14 protein-coding genes are annotated in these 16,771 nt (G+C 64.0%); 9 read left to right on the forward strand and 5 right to left on the reverse strand.

Annotation, left to right across the window (positions count from 1 at the left end):
• Window position 1: 1 nt before the first annotated feature.
• From UP09_RS02395 to ppx, 3 genes are all read left to right on the forward strand, one after another.
• On the forward strand, window positions 2-679 hold the full coding sequence (locus tag UP09_RS02395) for a P-loop NTPase family protein (protein ID WP_044536431.1): 678 nt from the start codon (window positions 2-4) through the stop codon (window positions 677-679).
• Window positions 680-814: 135 nt separating this feature from the next.
• Window positions 815-3,022 carry an RNA degradosome polyphosphate kinase gene (locus UP09_RS02400; protein ID WP_044536432.1) on the forward strand — a complete coding sequence of 736 codons (2,208 nt, stop codon included), beginning with the start codon at window positions 815-817 and terminating at the stop codon, window positions 3,020-3,022.
• Between the two features lie 12 nt (window positions 3,023-3,034).
• On the forward strand, window positions 3,035-4,537 hold the full coding sequence (gene ppx, locus UP09_RS02405) for an exopolyphosphatase (RefSeq protein ID WP_044536433.1): 1,503 nt from the start codon (window positions 3,035-3,037) through the stop codon (window positions 4,535-4,537).
• A gap of 10 nt (window positions 4,538-4,547) precedes the next feature.
• On the opposite strand, the gene UP09_RS02410 is transcribed toward ppx, so the two are convergent.
• Window positions 4,548-5,387 (reverse strand): TerC family protein, encoded by an 840-nt coding sequence (locus tag UP09_RS02410; RefSeq protein ID WP_044536434.1) that lies wholly within the window; start codon window positions 5,385-5,387, stop codon window positions 4,548-4,550.
• A 114-nt stretch (window positions 5,388-5,501) separates the two neighbouring features.
• Entirely contained in the window at window positions 5,502-5,924 is a 423-nt protein-coding gene (gene ndk, locus UP09_RS02415) for a nucleoside-diphosphate kinase (protein ID WP_044536435.1), read from the reverse strand.
• A gap of 347 nt (window positions 5,925-6,271) precedes the next feature.
• Between ndk and UP09_RS36710 the strand changes: the two genes are divergently transcribed.
• The 3 genes from UP09_RS36710 to UP09_RS02425 all read left to right on the forward strand — a co-directional run bounded on the left by UP09_RS36710 (window position 6,272) and on the right by UP09_RS02425 (window position 8,944).
• On the forward strand, window positions 6,272-6,541 hold the full coding sequence (locus UP09_RS36710; protein ID WP_082069940.1) for a sulfur globule protein precursor: 270 nt from the start codon (window positions 6,272-6,274) through the stop codon (window positions 6,539-6,541).
• 229 nt (window positions 6,542-6,770) lie between these two features.
• Window positions 6,771-6,947, forward strand: a complete 177-nt coding sequence (locus tag UP09_RS38015) for a hypothetical protein (protein ID WP_197082586.1) — start codon at window positions 6,771-6,773, stop codon at window positions 6,945-6,947.
• Between the two features lie 134 nt (window positions 6,948-7,081).
• Window positions 7,082-8,944: an ABC-F family ATP-binding cassette domain-containing protein gene (locus tag UP09_RS02425; protein ID WP_044536437.1), complete on the forward strand. Its 1,863-nt coding sequence runs from the start codon at window positions 7,082-7,084 to the stop codon at window positions 8,942-8,944.
• A 46-nt stretch (window positions 8,945-8,990) separates the two neighbouring features.
• Here the strand turns inward: UP09_RS02425 and UP09_RS02430 are convergent, their stop codons facing one another.
• The 3 genes from UP09_RS02430 to UP09_RS02440 all read right to left on the reverse strand — a co-directional run bounded on the left by UP09_RS02430 (window position 8,991) and on the right by UP09_RS02440 (window position 11,648).
• Window positions 8,991-9,575: a hypothetical protein gene (locus UP09_RS02430; protein WP_082069941.1), complete on the reverse strand. Its 585-nt coding sequence runs from the start codon at window positions 9,573-9,575 to the stop codon at window positions 8,991-8,993.
• Window positions 9,576-9,677: 102 nt separating this feature from the next.
• Window positions 9,678-10,130 carry a DNA polymerase III subunit chi gene (locus UP09_RS02435; RefSeq protein WP_044536438.1) on the reverse strand — a complete coding sequence of 151 codons (453 nt, stop codon included), beginning with the start codon at window positions 10,128-10,130 and terminating at the stop codon, window positions 9,678-9,680.
• A 15-nt stretch (window positions 10,131-10,145) separates the two neighbouring features.
• Window positions 10,146-11,648, reverse strand: coding sequence for a leucyl aminopeptidase (locus UP09_RS02440; RefSeq protein WP_044536439.1), 1,503 nt, complete (start codon window positions 11,646-11,648; stop codon window positions 10,146-10,148).
• Between the two features lie 348 nt (window positions 11,649-11,996).
• Between UP09_RS02440 and lptF the strand changes: the two genes are divergently transcribed.
• From lptF to UP09_RS02455, 3 genes are read left to right on the forward strand one after another with little or no spacing between them, the layout of a single operon-like run.
• On the forward strand, window positions 11,997-13,163 hold the full coding sequence (gene lptF / locus UP09_RS02445) for an LPS export ABC transporter permease LptF (protein ID WP_044536440.1): 1,167 nt from the start codon (window positions 11,997-11,999) through the stop codon (window positions 13,161-13,163).
• On the forward strand, window positions 13,160-14,257 hold the full coding sequence (lptG, locus tag UP09_RS02450; RefSeq protein ID WP_044536441.1) for an LPS export ABC transporter permease LptG: 1,098 nt from the start codon (window positions 13,160-13,162) through the stop codon (window positions 14,255-14,257). Before lptF ends, lptG begins: the two co-directional genes overlap by 4 nt.
• Entirely contained in the window at window positions 14,257-16,743 is a 2,487-nt protein-coding gene (locus UP09_RS02455; protein ID WP_502689025.1) for an LPS-assembly protein LptD, read from the forward strand. Before lptG ends, UP09_RS02455 begins: the two co-directional genes overlap by 1 nt.
• Window positions 16,744-16,771 lie beyond the last annotated feature (28 nt).

Raw genomic sequence — 16,771 nt, forward strand, 5'->3', positions numbered from 1 at the left:
TGTGGCAGGTAGCGTTCAACCTCGTCAATTGGCCTTGGCATTGCCGCACGAGGAGCGACTGACCCGCGACGACTTCCTCGAGGGTCCGGCCAATGAAGCGGCGCTGGCGCTGATCGATCGCTGGCCCGACTGGCCGAACCGCATCATGCTGCTGGTCGGACCGGAAGGCTCCGGCAAGAGCCATCTCGCCGCGATCTGGGCCGAGCTATCAGGTGCGCGCGCGACCTCGGCGCATGCGCTGACCCCGGATGGCGTGCCTGCGGCGCTCGCAACCGGAGCGCTCGTGGTCGAAGATCTGCGGCCGTTGGATTTCGACGAGCGCGCGATGTTCCATCTGATGAATCTCGCGCGCCAGGACGACGCCTTCGTCCTGGTCACCGCACGCATCCCGCCCGCCGCCATCGAGATTGAACTGCGTGACCTTCGCTCGCGGCTGCGCGCGGTGCCGGTGGTGACCCTGTTGCCGCCCGACGATTTGGTGTTTCGCAGCCTGATCCTGAAATTCTGCGCCGACCGCCAAATGACCGTGGACGAGTCGGTCGTGACCTACCTGACCACCCGGATCGAGCGCTCCTATGCCGCCGTCCGGCAGGCGGTCGAATTGCTCGATACCGAAGCGCTGCGGCTGGGCCGGCCGGTCACGCGGGCGCTGGCGGCCGAACTGTTGCGCGATGCCTGAAGCGGTCCCGCCAGACTTGACGACGGAAGCTGGCGGAACATCAATGTCATTGAAACGTCATCGCAATATCACATGGTTTGCGCGGCCTTCGGCTAGACTGCCCCGGCCCCACGCCCCGAATTGGATCGACACTTGATGGACTCGTCGCAAGCTATTGAAATCAAAGACAAAGAGACGGACACTCCGACCGTCCCTGCGATCGCGACCAGCCCCGAGCGATTCATCAATCGCGAGCTTTCCTGGCTGCATTTCAATCGCCGGGTGCTCGAGGAATCAGTCAATCCCGGCCATCCCGCGCTGGAGCGCGTCCGGTTTCTGTCGATTTCAGCGAATAACCTTGACGAGTTCTTCATGGTCCGCGTCGCCGGCATCAAGGCGCAGGTCCGCGAAGGGATTGCCGAGCGCAGCCCGGACGGCCTACTGCCGGCGGAACAGCTCGTAATGATCCACAAGTCGGTCTCGCAGCTCGCCTCAGACCAGCAGGCGATCTGGAGCGACCTCCGCACGATCCTGTCCGGGGCCGGCATCCAGCTGGTCGACGGGCGCGACGTCACCAAGTCCGAGCGCACCTGGATCGAGGATCACTTCCTCCACAACATCTTCCCGCTGCTGACGCCGCTGGCGATCGATCCGGCCCACCCGTTCCCTTTCATCCCGAACCTCGGCTTCACCGTGGCGCTGCATCTGGCGCGGGTCTCCGATGGCAAGCCGATGAACGCACTGATCCGCATGCCCGGCAAGATCGACCGCTTCATCCGTATCCCTGTCGCAAAGGACGGCGGCGCTGTGCGGCTGATCACGCTGGAACAGGCGACCGGCCTGTTCATCGGCCGGCTGTTCCCCGGCTACACGGTCAAAGGCCAGGGTGCGTTCCGGATCATCAGAGACTCCGAGCTCGAAATCGAGGAAGAGGCCGAAGACCTCGTCCGCCTGTTCGAGACCGCGCTCAAACGCCGCCGGCGCGGATCGGTGATCCGTCTCGAAATCGAGGCCAAGATGCCGGAAGAGCTGCGCAGCTTCGTGCAGCGTGCGCTGTCGGCGGCGGACGACGAAATATTCCTGGTCGACGGCGTGCTCGCGATGAACGAGCTGTCGCAGCTCACCCGTCTCGACCGCCCCGACCTTGAATTCCCGTCCTATGTGCCGCGCCACCCCGAGCGCGTGCGCGACCATGGCGGCGACATCTTCGCTGCCATCCGGCAGAAGGACCTCGTGGTCCATCACCCCTATGAATCGTTCGACGTCGTCGTCCAGTTCTTGCAGCAGGCGGCGCGCGACCCCGACGTCGTCGCGATCAAGCAGACGCTGTATCGTACCTCGAACAACTCGCCGATCGTGCGCGCGCTGGCGGATGCCGCCGAAGCCGGCAAGTCGGTCACCGCGCTGATCGAACTGAAGGCGCGCTTCGACGAGGAGGCCAATATCCGCTGGGCCCGCGACCTCGAACGCGCCGGCGTGCAGGTGGTTTACGGCTTCATCGAGCTGAAGACCCACGCCAAGCTGTCGATGGTGGTGCGCCGCGAGGGCGGCAGCCTCACGACCTATGTGCACACCGGCACCGGCAACTACCACCCGGTGACCGCGCGCATCTACACCGACGTCTCCTATTTCACCTCGGACCAGATCATCGGCCGCGATGCTGCGCGGGTGTTCAATTACATCACCGGCTATGCCGAGCCGAGCGACATCGAAAAGATGGCGGTGTCGCCGCTGACGTTGCGCAAGCGGATCATCGAACACATCCACGGCGAGATCGCCCATGTCCGCCATGGCCGGCCCGGCATGATCTGGATGAAGATGAACGCGCTGGTCGATCCCGATATCATCGACGCGCTGTATGAAGCCTCGCAGGCCGGCGTCTCGATCGAGCTCGTGGTGCGCGGCATCTGTTGCCTGCGGCCCGGCCTGCCCGGACTATCCGAGAACATCCGCGTCAAATCGATCATCGGCCGCTTCCTGGAACATGGCCGAATCTACTGTTTCGGCATGGGGCAAGGCCTGCCGAGCACGAAAGCTGCTGTGTATATCTCGTCCGCCGACATGATGCCGCGAAACCTCGACCGCCGCGTCGAGGTGCTCTGTCCGCTGCAAAATCCCACGGTGCATCAGCAGGTTCTCGAACAGATCATGGTCGCCAACCTGAAGGACACCGAGCAGAGCTGGCAATTGTTGCCGGATGGATCGTCAACGCGTATGAAGGCCGCGAAAGGTGAAGAGCCTTTCAACCTGCACAACTACTTCATGACAAATCCGAGTCTGTCCGGCCGTGGCAAGTCTCTCAAGGAATCCTCGCCCCGCCGGCTTACGCGTCGCAACGAACGCCAGCAGCCGTCATCGTCATAAGGGAACTACACGGTGAAGCGACCGCGGAAGCGCGCTGCGAGCGTCGCTGTCATCGATATCGGCTCGAACTCGGTCCGTCTCGTCGTGTACGAGGCGATGGCACGCAATCTCGTCACCATCTTCAACGAGAAGGCGCTGTGCGGGCTTGGCCGCGAGGTCCAGAGCACCGGCCTGCTCGCGACCGATGCCGTCAACAAGGCGCTCACCGCGCTTCGTCGCTTTCGGGCACTGTGCAAGATCCAGCAAGTCGGCCGCGTCTATGCGATCGCGACCGCGGCCTGCCGCGATGCCAAGAACGGCGCGGATTTCATCGCCCAGGCCGAACGCATCTGCGGCGCGAAAATCGAGATTCTCTCGGGGCCGCGTGAAGCAAAGCTGTCGGCGCTCGGCGTCGTCTCCGGCGTGCACAACCCGAACGGCATCGTCGGCGATCTCGGCGGCGGCTCGCTCGAACTGATCGACGTAAGAGGCAATCGCGTGCGCAGCGGCGTGACGTTGCCGCTCGGCAGCCTTGCGCTGCAGGACCTCTCGCACAAATCGCTCAAGCGGGCGGAACGTATCGTCAAGAACGAGTTGCTCGGCGTCGCCCAGCTCAAGGCCGGCCGTGGCCGCACCTTCTATGCGGTCGGCGGCACCTGGCGCGCGCTGGCGCGCATCCACATCATCCAGAGCGGCTATCCGCTCAAGGTGATGCACGGCTATTCGCTTCCGGCCGCCGAGGTGCTCGACTTCGCGCAGCGGCTGCGGCGGCTCGCGGCCACCAATATGCTGGCCAACATCGAGGCGGTCGCCGACGCCCGGCGGCCGCTGCTGACCTATGCCGCGCTGGTGCTCGAATACATCATCCGCGTCGCGCAGCCGAAGACCATCGTGTTCTCGACCTTCGGTGTGCGCGAAGGTCTGCTGTACGAAATGCTGCCGCAGACCGAGCGTGCCAAGGACGGCCTGGTCTGTGCCGCGCAGAACCTCAACGAATTGCTGTCGCGCTCGGGCCGTCACGCCCAGGAGCTGAGCGCGTGGACCGACCGGTTGGTCCGCGTCGTGAAGCTGCGCGAGACCGCGGACGATCGCCGGCTGCGCCACGTCGCTTGCCTCCTGTCCGACATCGGCTGGCGGGTGCATCCCGATCACCGCGGCGAGGAAACCCTCAGCCTGATCATGAACGGAAATTTCGGTTCGATCACGCACCAGGGCCGCGCCTTCGTCGCGCTCTCGGTGTTCTATCGCTACGCGGGACTGAGCGAGGGAAACGAGCCGCCGCTGCAGATCCGCGCGCTGGTGACGCCGGCGATGAACGAGCGCGCCCGCGTGCTCGGCGCCGCGTTCCGCGTCGCCCACCTGATCTCGGCGGCCCGTACCGGCGTGCTGCCGGCAACCCATTTCCGGACCCAGGGCCGCAAGCTGATGCTGGTGTTCGAGCACCGGATGGTCGATCTCGTCGCCGACCGCGTCGGCAGCCGCTTCAAGCAATTAGCGCGGCTGGTTGGGCGCGCCGGCTCGATCGTGCGGCGCTAACCGGCCGCGGTCACGCCGCGTTCGCAGCGTGCTTGGCCTTGCGTAGCGCGTGGCGGCGCCAGATCGACCCTGCGATCAGCACCACGATGACGCCGAGCACGCCGAACAGCATTTCGCCGCCGCTGCCGCCATGGGCGAACTGCGGTGTCACGCCTGCAGACGCCAGCCAGGAATCGAGCCTGGCACCGAGCGGGCCAGCGAACAGCGCGTCGAGCTTCGGATGCACGGCCGGATCGGTCGCGATGACGTCGCCCGCGATCCAACCGAGCAGCGCGGCACCGGCCCAGACCAGAAGCGGCAATTTGTTGAGCAGCGCCATGATCAGCGCGGCGCCGGCGACGATCAGCGGAACGCTGATCGCAAGTCCGAGCACCAGGAGCGGCACGCTGCCATTGGCGGCGGCCGCCACCGCGATCACGTTGTCGAGGCTCATCACGATGTCGGCGACGACGACGATCTGCACCGCCGCCCACAAATGCGAGGCCGCATCGACGCTGTCTTCGTCCTCCTGCTCCGGCACCAGCAGCTTGGCGGCGATCACGATCAGCGCCAGTCCGCCGACGAGCTTCAGATAAGGCAGCTCCATCAGGCTGGCGACGATGCCGGTGAAGATGACGCGCAGCAGCACCGCTGCGGCCGCGCCGAAGGTCATGCCCCACAGGCGCTGGCGCGGCGCCAGACCGCGGCAGGCAAGCGCGATCACGAGCGCGTTGTCGCCCGACAGCAGGACATTGATCCAGATGATCTTGCCGACGGCGACCCAGAAGGTCGGCGTCGCCATCTCGTCCTTGAACTGGCTAAAGAACACGCCGAGGTGCGCGGGATCGAAGATCTGCCACAACCAGTCCACAGCGAATCCTATTCGGCCTAGCGGCCGCCCCCTGGCGGCGATCGCGCGCCGCTCCCCTGGTCTATCTGGGCACGGTCCCTTCGGAAGACCAGTGCCCGCCTTCCGGATCGTGCGTTAGCCGACGATTTCGTTGCCGGAGAAGAACTGCGCGATCTCGATCGCCGCAGTCTCTGCCGCGTCCGAACCATGCGCCGAGTTCTCGCCGATCGATTTTGCATAGAGCTTGCGGATCGTGCCCTCGGCCGCCTTCGACGGATCGGTCGCACCCATCGCGTCGCGATACTTGAGGACGGCGCCCTCACCTTCGAGCACCTGGACCACGACCGGGCCCGAGGTCATGAAGTCGACCAGTTCGCCAAAGAACGGGCGCGCCTTGTGGACCGCATAGAAGGTCTCGGCCTGTTCGCGGGTCATGCGGATGCGCTTCTGCGCCACGATCCGCAGTCCCGCCTTCTCGATAACAGCGTTGACCGCACCGGTCAGGTTGCGCTCGGTGGCATCGGGCTTGATGATCGAAAAGGTGCGTTCAATCGCCATGATTTCGTCCTTGCAAAGGGTGGTTGGGAGTTGCCGGGGCTTATATCGGCGCGATGGAGTAACGGCAAGCGACCCTGTGACGCGTTAGCCATTAGTTTTGACGCGTTCTCGTGACGAATCCGGCGTGGCAGCGGCAGCGGCCGGGCTCCCGCCCCGGCCAAATTACGACGATTTCACGAAGGTGAACCCATTCTGTCAACGCCGTGCCGCTGGCGTTCAGCTGCAGCCGCTTTGGCTCTGCATCGATCGGACGCCTTGCTGCCCCTTCCGCAAGCCGCACAGGACGTCTCGGGAAACGATGTCACCGCGGGCGCCTCGATGCGCGCCCAAACCTCGAGGAGACGATCATGTTACGCAAACTCTCGCTTGCTGCGATTGCCGCCATTTCACTGGGTGCAGCAGCGCTTGCCCCGACCTCCGCCTCTGCCTGGGGTGGCTGGCATGGTGGTGGTGGCTGGCACGGTGGCTGGCACGGCGGTTGGGGCGGCCCGCGCTTCTTCGCCGGAGGTCCCGCCTATTACGGCGGCTACGGATATGGCTCTGGCGGCTGCTACGTGCGGCGCGTGGTCCCGACCCCCTGGGGCCCCCGCTGGCGGCTGATCAACCGCTGCTACTGATTTGACGACCCTCCCCTGACTTCAACAGCCCCGGCCATCGCGCCGGGGCTTTTTTTTGCTCCGGAACCTGTCGCTACACGCGGCGACCGCTGCTTCAGGGCGATGCATGATAGCTCCGCAACCGGAAACCAAACTCGGGCTCGCGACTTGATATGTCACAGATTGACTAAATGCCGCGAGGTGGAACTCGCCACGAGAAATGCTCAAAAACCTGCCCGAGAGAAATGCCATGACGATCACCCAGGCCAACAGCGATTTCGACCAGATCGATCACAAGACGAGTCGCCAGATCTGCGATGCCGTTGGTGAACGGCTGCAACAAAACATGCGCGCGGAGGCTTCGCTTTCACCACGTCTACAGCAGCTCGTGGACGAAATGCGCCGACGCGAGCAGGATCGCCGTTAGATTCCGCTGTTAGATCCCTTGGGGCCGATACCGGGCCCAAGATGCATTTCCCGAGGCGCGCCGGGACAGGCTTTCGGAGCAGATTTTACACTTAGACGGGTTGCGTTTGGCGGCGGGTCCGGTGACAACGCTGCATGCTCACCATCACCGACATCTCGGTCCGGATCGCCGGAAGGCTGCTGATCGATCACAGTTCCGTGCAGATCGTACCCGGCGCGCGCGTCGGATTTGTCGGCCGCAACGGGGTCGGCAAGTCGACGCTGTTTCATGCCATCCGTGGCGACCTCCCGACCGAAAACGGCAGCATCGCGATCCCGCCGCGCTGGCGGATCGGCAGCCTCGCACAGGAAGCGCCCGATGGTCCCGAGAGCCTGATCAACGTCGTGCTGAGGGCCGATCTCGAGCGCGACGCTTTGTTGCGCGAGGCCGAGAGCGCGCAGGATCCGCACCGGATCGCCGAAATCCAAACCCGGCTGATCGACATCGACGCCCACTCGGCTCCGGCCCGCGCCGCCGCGATCCTCTCAGGCCTCGGGTTCTCGACGACCGACCAGGCGCGTCCCTGCGCCGAATTTTCCGGCGGCTGGCGCATGCGCGTCGCGCTCGCGGCGACGCTGTTCTCGGCGCCCGATCTGCTGCTGTTGGACGAGCCCACCAACTATCTCGATCTCGAAGGCACGCTGTGGCTGGAGAATCACCTCGCCAACTATCCGCGCACGGTGATCGTCATCAGCCACGACCGCGACCTGCTGGATACCTCGGTCGATCAGATCCTGCACCTCGATCGCGGCAAACTGACGCTCTACAAGGGCACCTATTCCTCGTTCGAGGAGCAGCGCGCATCACGCGACATGCTCGATGCCAAGCATGCCAAGCGGCAGGCCGATGAGCGCAAGCGGCTGCAGGCCTTTGTCGACCGGTTCAAGGCCAAGGCCTCAAAGGCGCGGCAGGCCCAGTCACGCGTGAAAATGCTGGAGCGGATGAAGCCGGTCACTGCTCTCGTGACGCAGGACGTCCGCGAGATTTCGTTCCCGACGCCCGAGAAACTGCTGTCGCCTCCGATCATCGCGGTGGATGACGTCTCGGTCGGCTACGAGGCAAGCAAGCCCGTGCTCAATCGCGTGACGCTGCGCATCGATTCCGACGATCGCATCGCGCTGCTCGGTGCCAACGGCAACGGCAAGTCGACGCTGGTCAAGCTGCTGGCGGGCAAGCTGGCGCCGTTCTCGGGCAGGGTCACGCGCGCCGACAAATTGTCGGTCGGCTATTTCGCCCAGCATCAGGTCGATGAGCTCAATCTCGATGGCTCGCCTTATGACCATATCCGCAAGCTGATGCCGGAAGCGCCCGAGAGCAAGGTCCGCGGCCGGGTCGGTGCGATCGGCTTTTCCGGAAAAGCCGGAGACACCAAGGTGCAGAGCCTCTCAGGCGGCGAGAAGGCACGGCTGCTGCTCGGGCTTGCGACTTTCTTTGGCCCGAACATGATCATCCTGGACGAACCGACCAACCATCTCGACATCGACAGCCGCGCCGCGCTGGCGGAGGCCATCAATGATTTTCCCGGCGCCATCATCATGGTCTCGCACGACCGCTATCTGATCGAGGCCTGCGCCGATCAGCTTTGGATCGTCGCCAACCAGGCCGTGACGGCATATGACGGCGATCTTGACGACTACCGGAAGATGGTCCTGTCGGCCAGTGGCAGCCGGCCGGCCTCCCGCGAACGTATCAAGGAGGCTGCAAAGCCCGAGCGCAGCAAGAGCGAAAGGCGCGCTTCGCCCAAACAGCGGATCACGCAGGCGGAGGCCGAGATCGAGCGCATCAACGGCATCATCACCAAGATCGACACCGCGCTTGCGCTACCCGATATCTTCACGCGCGATCCCAAGCAGGCGGCACAACTCACCAAGGCACGCGCCGGCGCTGAAAGCGCGTTGCAGCGCGCCGAGCAAGAGTGGCTGGAGGCCAGCGCCGAATTTGATGAGGCACCGAATTAGGAAGCGGCGAGGAAGCGGCGAATCGTGACGTCGCCCTGTTCTCGCCTCAACCGTTTGAGGTTGCCGCAGGCTTGGCCGCTGCCGGCTTTTTCTTCCTCGGCTTTGCGACCTTTGGCTCCGGCGCAGCATCCGGACCACGCTCGACCGACGTCAGCCGACCGCCGGTGAAGGTGTAAATGCCGGCGCGCGGCCCGCGCGACCAGGTCACGACCGCGACGCGGTCGCCACGTGGGCCGCTGGACATGTTCACGCTGTCAGGTGCACCGATGCCGCGTACGACATCGCACTCGGTATGACCGAGCGCGACGGTCCCGCCCATCGGCTGGGGCGCTGGCGCACCCGCGGCGCCATCTGCAAGTGCGTTCGCATCGGTGGCACCGGGGGGTGGTGCCATGCCCGGACAGCCCCCGTCGGCACTGACGAGGTCGTCGTTGGTCACCGGCTTATCGGGTGTCAGCGGCGGGGATTCGATCGAGATGTTGCGAATGAACACCCGGCTCGGACGCGAAAACCAATCCGCATCGCGCGAGAAAATGTCGGACGCGCCCGAGCAGCCGGCCAGGCCGGGCGCAAGCACGAGCAGCGCCAGCAGCGACTTTCGACTGAATGTTCCGTCCCGCACGATCGACAAGGCTCCTACCCTTATGCGTAAGGGGTTGTCCGAACATCACTTTGCGGCATGACCGTGGCCCGCCGCAAGAAACCTCGAATTATCATTAATTGCCTGATATCGCTATTGGCGCCGCTGCCATCGCCCCCGCTCGTCGGCCTGCCAGTAGGTGACCTCGAAGCCCCGCGCTTTGCAAGCGGCCCAGTTCTCCCGCGCCGCGGCGACCGCATCCGGATCGTCGCCATTGAACACGAGAACCACCCGCTCATAGCTGTCGCAGTCGGCCGGCAACGCCGCATTTTCAATCAGGAACCGGACATTGGCCCGGTTCGGATTCCCCTCCTCGATCGACAGGATGATCGGCTGGTCCTGCGCGTCGCCGACGCGCCAGATCGCGTGCGGCAGGAACGAATCGTCGCTGTAGGTCCATAAATGCGCATCGAGCGTCTCGGCGCGCTCCTGCGATGTCGATTGCACGACCACGCGCCAGCCGCGCTCGAGCGACTTCTCGAGCAGCGGCGGCAGCACGCTTTCCAGCGTCATGTTCTGCAGATGGTAGAACAGAACCTCGGTCATGCGGGGTCAGCCGCCTCACTTCTTCGATTCATAATACTCCGAGACGAGGCGTTCGAGCAGGCGGACGCCATAACCGGAACCCCAGCTCTGGTTGATCTCGGTTTTCGGCGCCCCCATCGCGGTGCCCGCGATGTCGAGATGGGCCCACGGCGTGCCGTCAACGAAGCGCTGCAGGAACTGAGCCGCAGTGATCGAGCCGCCGTTGCGCGTGCCGGTGTTCTTCATGTCGGCGAATTGCGAGTCGATCTGCTTGTCGTATTCGGGACCGAGCGGCATGCGCCAGACTTTCTCACCGGTCTCCAGTCCCACCTTGGCGAGGCGCTCGGAGAGCTCGTCATTGTTGGAGAACAGCCCGGCGTGATCGGTGCCGAGTGCAACCATGATTGCGCCGGTCAGGGTTGCGAGATCGACCATAAATTTCGGCTTGAACTTCTTGGCGACGTACCAGAGCACGTCGGCGAGCACCAGGCGTCCTTCGGCGTCGGTGTTGATGATCTCGATGGTCTGGCCGGACATCGAGGTGACGATGTCGCCGGGACGCTGCGCGTTGCCGTCGGGCATGTTCTCGACGAGGCCGATGGCGCCGACGACGTTGACGCGCGCCTTGCGCGCCGCGAGCGCATGCATCAGCCCGACCACGCAGGCCGCGCCGCCCATGTCACCCTTCATATCCTCCATGCCGCCCGCCGACTTGATGGAGATGCCGCCGGTGTCGAAGCAGACGCCCTTGCCGACGAATGCGACCGGCGTCTCGCCCTTCTTGCCGCCGTTCCAGCGCATGATCACGGTGCGGCCGGGTCGGACCGATCCTTGCGCGACGCCGAGCAGCGCGCCCATGCCGAGCTTGGTCATCGCCTTGACGTCGAGCACCTCGACATTGACGCCGAGCTTGCGGAGCTGGCTGGCGCGACGTGCGAACTCCTCGGGATAGAGCACGTTCGGCGGCTCGTTGACGAGTTCACGCGCCAGATTGACGCCATCGACGATATGCGCATCGGGCGCAAAGGCCTTTTTCGCAGCCGCGGCATCAGCCACGGCGACCGAGACATCGGCCCGTACGACGCCGTTCTCGCCGTCCTTTTTCCTGGTCTTGTAACGGTCGAACTTGTAGGCGCGCAGCCGGACACCGGCCGCGATCGCGGCCGCCTGGTCCGCTGTCATCGGCGCATCGGGCAATTCGGCGATGATGGTCATGGCATGGCTGCCGGCGTTGAGCTTGCCTGATGTCACGCCGCCGAATTTGAGAAAATCCTTCTCCTTGAGATCGGACGGCTTGCCGGCGCCGATCACGATGAGGCGGTCGGCCTTGATTCCGTCCGGCGCCAGGATGTCCAGCGCGGCGCCGCTTTTGCCCTTGAACTGATTGGCGGCCGCGGCCCGCTTGATCGTCTCGGAGGCAGTCCCCAGTGCCTTCCGGGTCGCCGTCCCGAGCTTCAATTGCTCGTCGCAAAACACGACCAGAATGCCGCGAACGGGCGCGGACAGTGGGACAAAGCCGACCTTGACGGTGTCGGACATGGGCAAATCCTCCAGAATTCAGGGTGTTGCCCGGACCTCGGACGGTCCGGCGGCACTCGGGATGCGTGTTGCGAATGGCGGTCAGAAAGCGATCCGGACCGGGCTCGGCCGCACTATGGCCCGCCTGCCGCGCCGCTGCCAAGCGCCAGCGTGGCGGGAAGGCCACAAGGAGGAATAATTAACCATACGTAAAGGATGCCTTGGCTCGGCCATTTTGTTGACGGATCAAAGGGATGGTAGTGTGAAAGTGAAGCCGGACTGATCTGCGGCTCGACCATAGGGGAACCCGTCTGTCGGGGTTGGTCGAAATCCGTGCGTTTGGGGGCGCGAGGGGGTCGTGCGGGTGTAATGGGGTCGATCGACAAGTACATCTTCAAGACGACGCTGGCGTCGTTTGCGCTTGTTCTGGTCAGCCTCACCGGCGTGATCTGGATTACGCAGGCGTTGCGCGGCATCGACCTGATGACGAGCCAGGGTCAGACCATTCTCACCTTCCTGGGGATCACCAGCCTCGTGATTCCGGCACTGGTCCTGATCATCGCGCCGATCGCGCTGATGATCGCGATCTCGCACACGCTGAACAAGCTCGCGACCGATTCCGAAATCATCGTGATGAACGCGGCGGGGTTCTCGCCGTTCCGGCTGTTCCGGCCGTTCCTCTTCGCCACCTGCGTGGTGGCGGCGATGGTCGCCTTCATCGGCGCCTACCTCGCGCCCGACGGCATGCGGCGAATCAAGCAGTGGGACGCCGAGATCACCGCCGACGTGCTGACCAACATCCTGCAACCCGGCCGCTTCGCCCAGCTCGATCAGAATCTCACGATTCGGATCCGCGAGCGTCTGCCGGGTGGCGTGCTCGGCGGCATCTTCGTCGACGATCGCCGCGATCCGCAGGAGCGTGTCACCATCGTTGCCGACCACGGCACCGTGCTGAAGAACGAGAACGGCTCGTATCTCGTGCTCGAGGACGGCAATCTCGAGCGATTCGAGGTCGGCAAGCGCGATCCTGCGCTGGTGGTGTTCCAGCGCTACGCCTTCGACATGTCGAAATTCTCTCAGGGCCGCGACGTCACACTCGGCATCCGCGAGCGCTATATGTGGGAATTGCTGTGGCCCAGCGAAGACGATCCGATCTATCAGCAATTATCCGGTCAGTTCCGCGCCGAGCTGCATGACCGCTTCATGGCGCCGATCTATCCATTCGCGTTCGCAGCCCTCACCTTCGCGTTCCTGGGCGCACCCCGGACCACCCGCCAGAGCCGCAATTTCTCGATCGGCGGCTCGGTATTCGCCGTGTTCGGCCTGCGCATGGTGGGCTTCGCCTGCTCGGTCATCACCGTGAAGTCGCCATTGGCCGCGCTGATCCAGTATCTGATGCTGTTCAGCGGCATTGGCATCGGTATCTGGATGATTGTCGGCGGCGTGGTCGTCGAGCCGCCGGCCGCGCTGATGGAGCAGATCAACAGGAATAACGAGCGCATTGCGCGCTTCTTCCGACGACCGGTGACCGCATGAGCATGGTCACAAATACGCTCGGGCGCTACTTCGCCGGCCGCTTCGTGGTCTCGGCGGTAGGTGTGTTCGCGGGCATCTTCGTGCTGCTGGTGCTGGTCGACTACATCGAGATGGTGCGCAAAACGTCGGGACTCGTCGACGCCTCTGCGATCACTATCGCGGAGACCTCGCTGTTCCGCGTGCCGCAGCTGCTTGAGAAGCTGATGCCGTTTTGCGTGCTGATCGGCGCCATGACCTGCTATCTTGGTTTATCGCGCAAGCTGGAGCTCGTCGTGGCGCGCGCCGCCGGCGTCTCGGCCTGGCAATTCATCTCGCCCGCCCTCGTCAGTGCGATCGCGCTCGGCGTCGTCGCGACCACCGCCTACAATCCGATTTCCGCGAATCTGCGCGAGCTCTCCAAACGGATGGAAGCCGAGTTGTTCGGCTCGGCGCCGGGCGGCGGCGTCCAGGACGCGTCGGGCTTTTGGCTGAACCAGATCAACGACGAAGGTCAGGCGATCATCAACGCAGCCCGCAGCGAGCAGCAGGGCGTGCGGCTGACCGGCCTGACCATCTTCCGATTCGACACGGCGCTGCAGTTCAAGGAGCGAATCGAGGCGCGTGAGGCGACCCTCGAAGACGGGCGCTGGATGTTCACGGGAGTACGCCGATACACCCTCGACAAGCCCCCGGTTGACCAGGACACTTTCTACCTGACCACCACCCTCACCCCGGCTCAGGTTCGCAACAGTTTTTCGACCCCCGAAACTGTGTCCTTTTGGCAACTACCGAACTACATCCGTTCGTCGGAGAGTTCAGGGTTCGCGACCGCCGGCTATCGTTTGCAGTATCACAAGCTCATCGCGCAGCCATTTTTGCTGGCTGCGATGGTGATGTTGGCGGCTTCTGTGAGCCTCCGCTTCTTCCGGATGGGCGGCGTGCAGAAGATGGTTTTGAGTGGCGTGGGTGCAGGCTTTCTGCTCTACGTCCTGTCGAAAGTAACTGAAGATTTGAGCAAGGCTGAGTTGATGCACCCCATCGCTGCGGCGTGGTTGCCTGTCGTTGTGGGCGGCCTCACCGGATTCTTGGCCTTGCTGTATCAGGAGGACGGGTAGTGGCCGACGTCGCCGCCCGCCAGTTGAGGTCGCCTGTGTTCGGGTGGCGCAGTGTGCTGCGCCGTCATCGCAGCCGCGTGGCCGCGCTCGGCGCCTCGCTCCTCGTTGCGTTCATCGTCGTTGGTACACTCGGTGTTGCCGCGCCGACGCCTGCTGCCGCGCAGAGCTTCACCTACAATCCGCGTCCGCCGAAGCCGTCGCACCCACCGGCCAAGAATGACGGGCAGATGCTCGTTCAGGCCACCGAGGTCGATTACGACTACAACAATCAGCGCATCTCGGCGGTCGGCAACGTTCAGATGTTCTACAACGGCACCAGCGTCGAGGCCGACAAGGTCATCTACGACCAGAAGACCAAGCGCCTTCATGCCGAGGGCAACATCCGCATGACCGATGCGGAAGGCAAGATCACCTACGCCAACATCATGGATCTGAGCGACGACTACCGCGATGGTTTCGTCGATTCGCTGCGCGTCGACACCGAAGACCAGACGCGCATGGCGGCGACCCGCGCCGATCGCTCCAGCGGCAATTACACGGTGTTCGACAACGGCGTTTATACCGCCTGCGCGCCGTGTAAGGACGATCCGAAGAAGCCCCCGCTTTGGCAGGTCAAGGGCGCGCGCATCATCCATGACCAAGCCGAGAAGATGCTCTATTTCGAGAACGCCCAGATCGAGTTCTTCGGCGTTCCGATGGCCTATCTGCCCTACTTCTCGACGCCCGACCCGACCGTGAAGCGCAAGAGCGGCTTCCTGATGCCGGGTGTCACCTCGTACTCGGCCTATGGCTACGGCGTCGAAATCCCCTATTACTTCGCGCTCGCGCCCGACTTCGACGCGACATTCAATCCCCGCTTCACCTCAAAGCAGGGCGTCCTGCTGCAGGGTGAATTCCGCCAGCGCCTGTCTAACGGCTCCTATCAGGTCCGCCTCTACGGCATCGACCAGACCGACCCCGGCGCCTTCGCCGGCCAGCCCGGCGATCGCCAGTTCCGCGGCGGCGTCGAGACCAAGGGTCAGTTCGCGCTGAACGACAAGTGGGTCTGGGGCTGGGACGGTGTCGCGCTGTCCGATTACTACTTCATGTCCGACTACCGGCTGGCCGCGTACAAGGATCCGTTCGGATCGTTCATAACGCTGCCGACGGAAGCGATCTCGCAGCTCTATCTGACCGGCGTCGGCAACCGCAGCTTCTTCGACGCTCGTGCGATCTATTACCTCAGCTTCTCTGGCAACCAGAGCCAGGTTCCGGTCATCGCTCCGGTCATCGACTACAACAACGTGATCAACAGCCCGATCCTGGGTGGCGAGTTCAGCTACAAGATGAACTTCACCAGCCTGACCCGCGACACCGCGGTGTTCGATCCGATCACGACGGTCGCCAACACCAACAGCCTGTGCACGTCCGCGTCCGCCGATCCGATGGCGCGGCTGCCGTCGCAGTGTCTGTTGCGCGGGATGCCGGGCACCTACACCCGCCTGACGGCCGAGGCGCAGTGGCGCAAGTCGTACACCGACCCGTTCGGCGAGATCTGGACGCCGTTCGTCAGCATTCGCGGCGACGCGATCAACGCCGACATCTCGAACCAGCCGGGCGTGTCCAACTTCCTCCCGGTCGGCGACACCCAGACGGTTCGCCTGATGCCGACCGTCGGCTTCGAATATCGCTACCCCTTCATCAACGTGCAGCCTTGGGGTACGACCACCATCGAGCCGATCGCGCAGGTCATCATCCGGCCCAACGAGCCCAACGCCGGCAAGCTTCCGAACGAGGACGCGCAAAGCCTGGTGTTCGATACCAGCAACCTGTTCTCGATCGACAAGTTCTCCGGCTACGACCGCGTCGAGGGCGGCAGCCGCGCCAATGTCGGCGTGCAGGCCACCACCCAGTTCGATCGCGGCGGCAGCGTCAAGACGATGTTCGGACAGTCCTACCAGCTGTTCGGGCTGAACTCGTTCGCGGTCACCGACGTCACCAACACCGGCGTCGACTCCGGCTTGCAGAATGCGCGATCGGACTATGTCGCAAGCGTCGCCTATTCGCCCAACAGGACCTATACGTTCAGCGTGCGCTCGCGCATGGACGAGGCGACGTGGAACATCAACCGGTTCGAGGCCCAGGGGACCGCCAACTTCGACCGCTGGTCGGTCAGCCTGATGTACGGCAACTATGCGCCGCAGCCTGAACTTGGATATCTGACGCGCCGCGAAGGCATTCTTGCCAGCGGATCGGTCAAGGTGGCGACGAACTGGGTGCTCCAGGGTGCGGCGCGCTGGGACCTTGAAGCGAACAAGATCAACCAGTATGTCGTTGGCGCAGGTTACGTGGACGATTGTTTCGTGCTGGCCGCCAACTATGTCACGTCCTATACATACCAGGCGGGCACCACGCCACCCGTCCTCAGCCACGCCTTCATGTTCCAGATCGGCCTGCGGACCATCGCGCAATCCTCGACTACGAGCAGCTCGGCCGGCATCCAGTAATGTGGAACCAGCCTTGGAGCGCCGCGCG

The organism is Bradyrhizobium sp. LTSP885 (assembly GCF_000938305.1).
GTDB lineage: Bacteria > Pseudomonadota > Alphaproteobacteria > Rhizobiales > Xanthobacteraceae > Bradyrhizobium.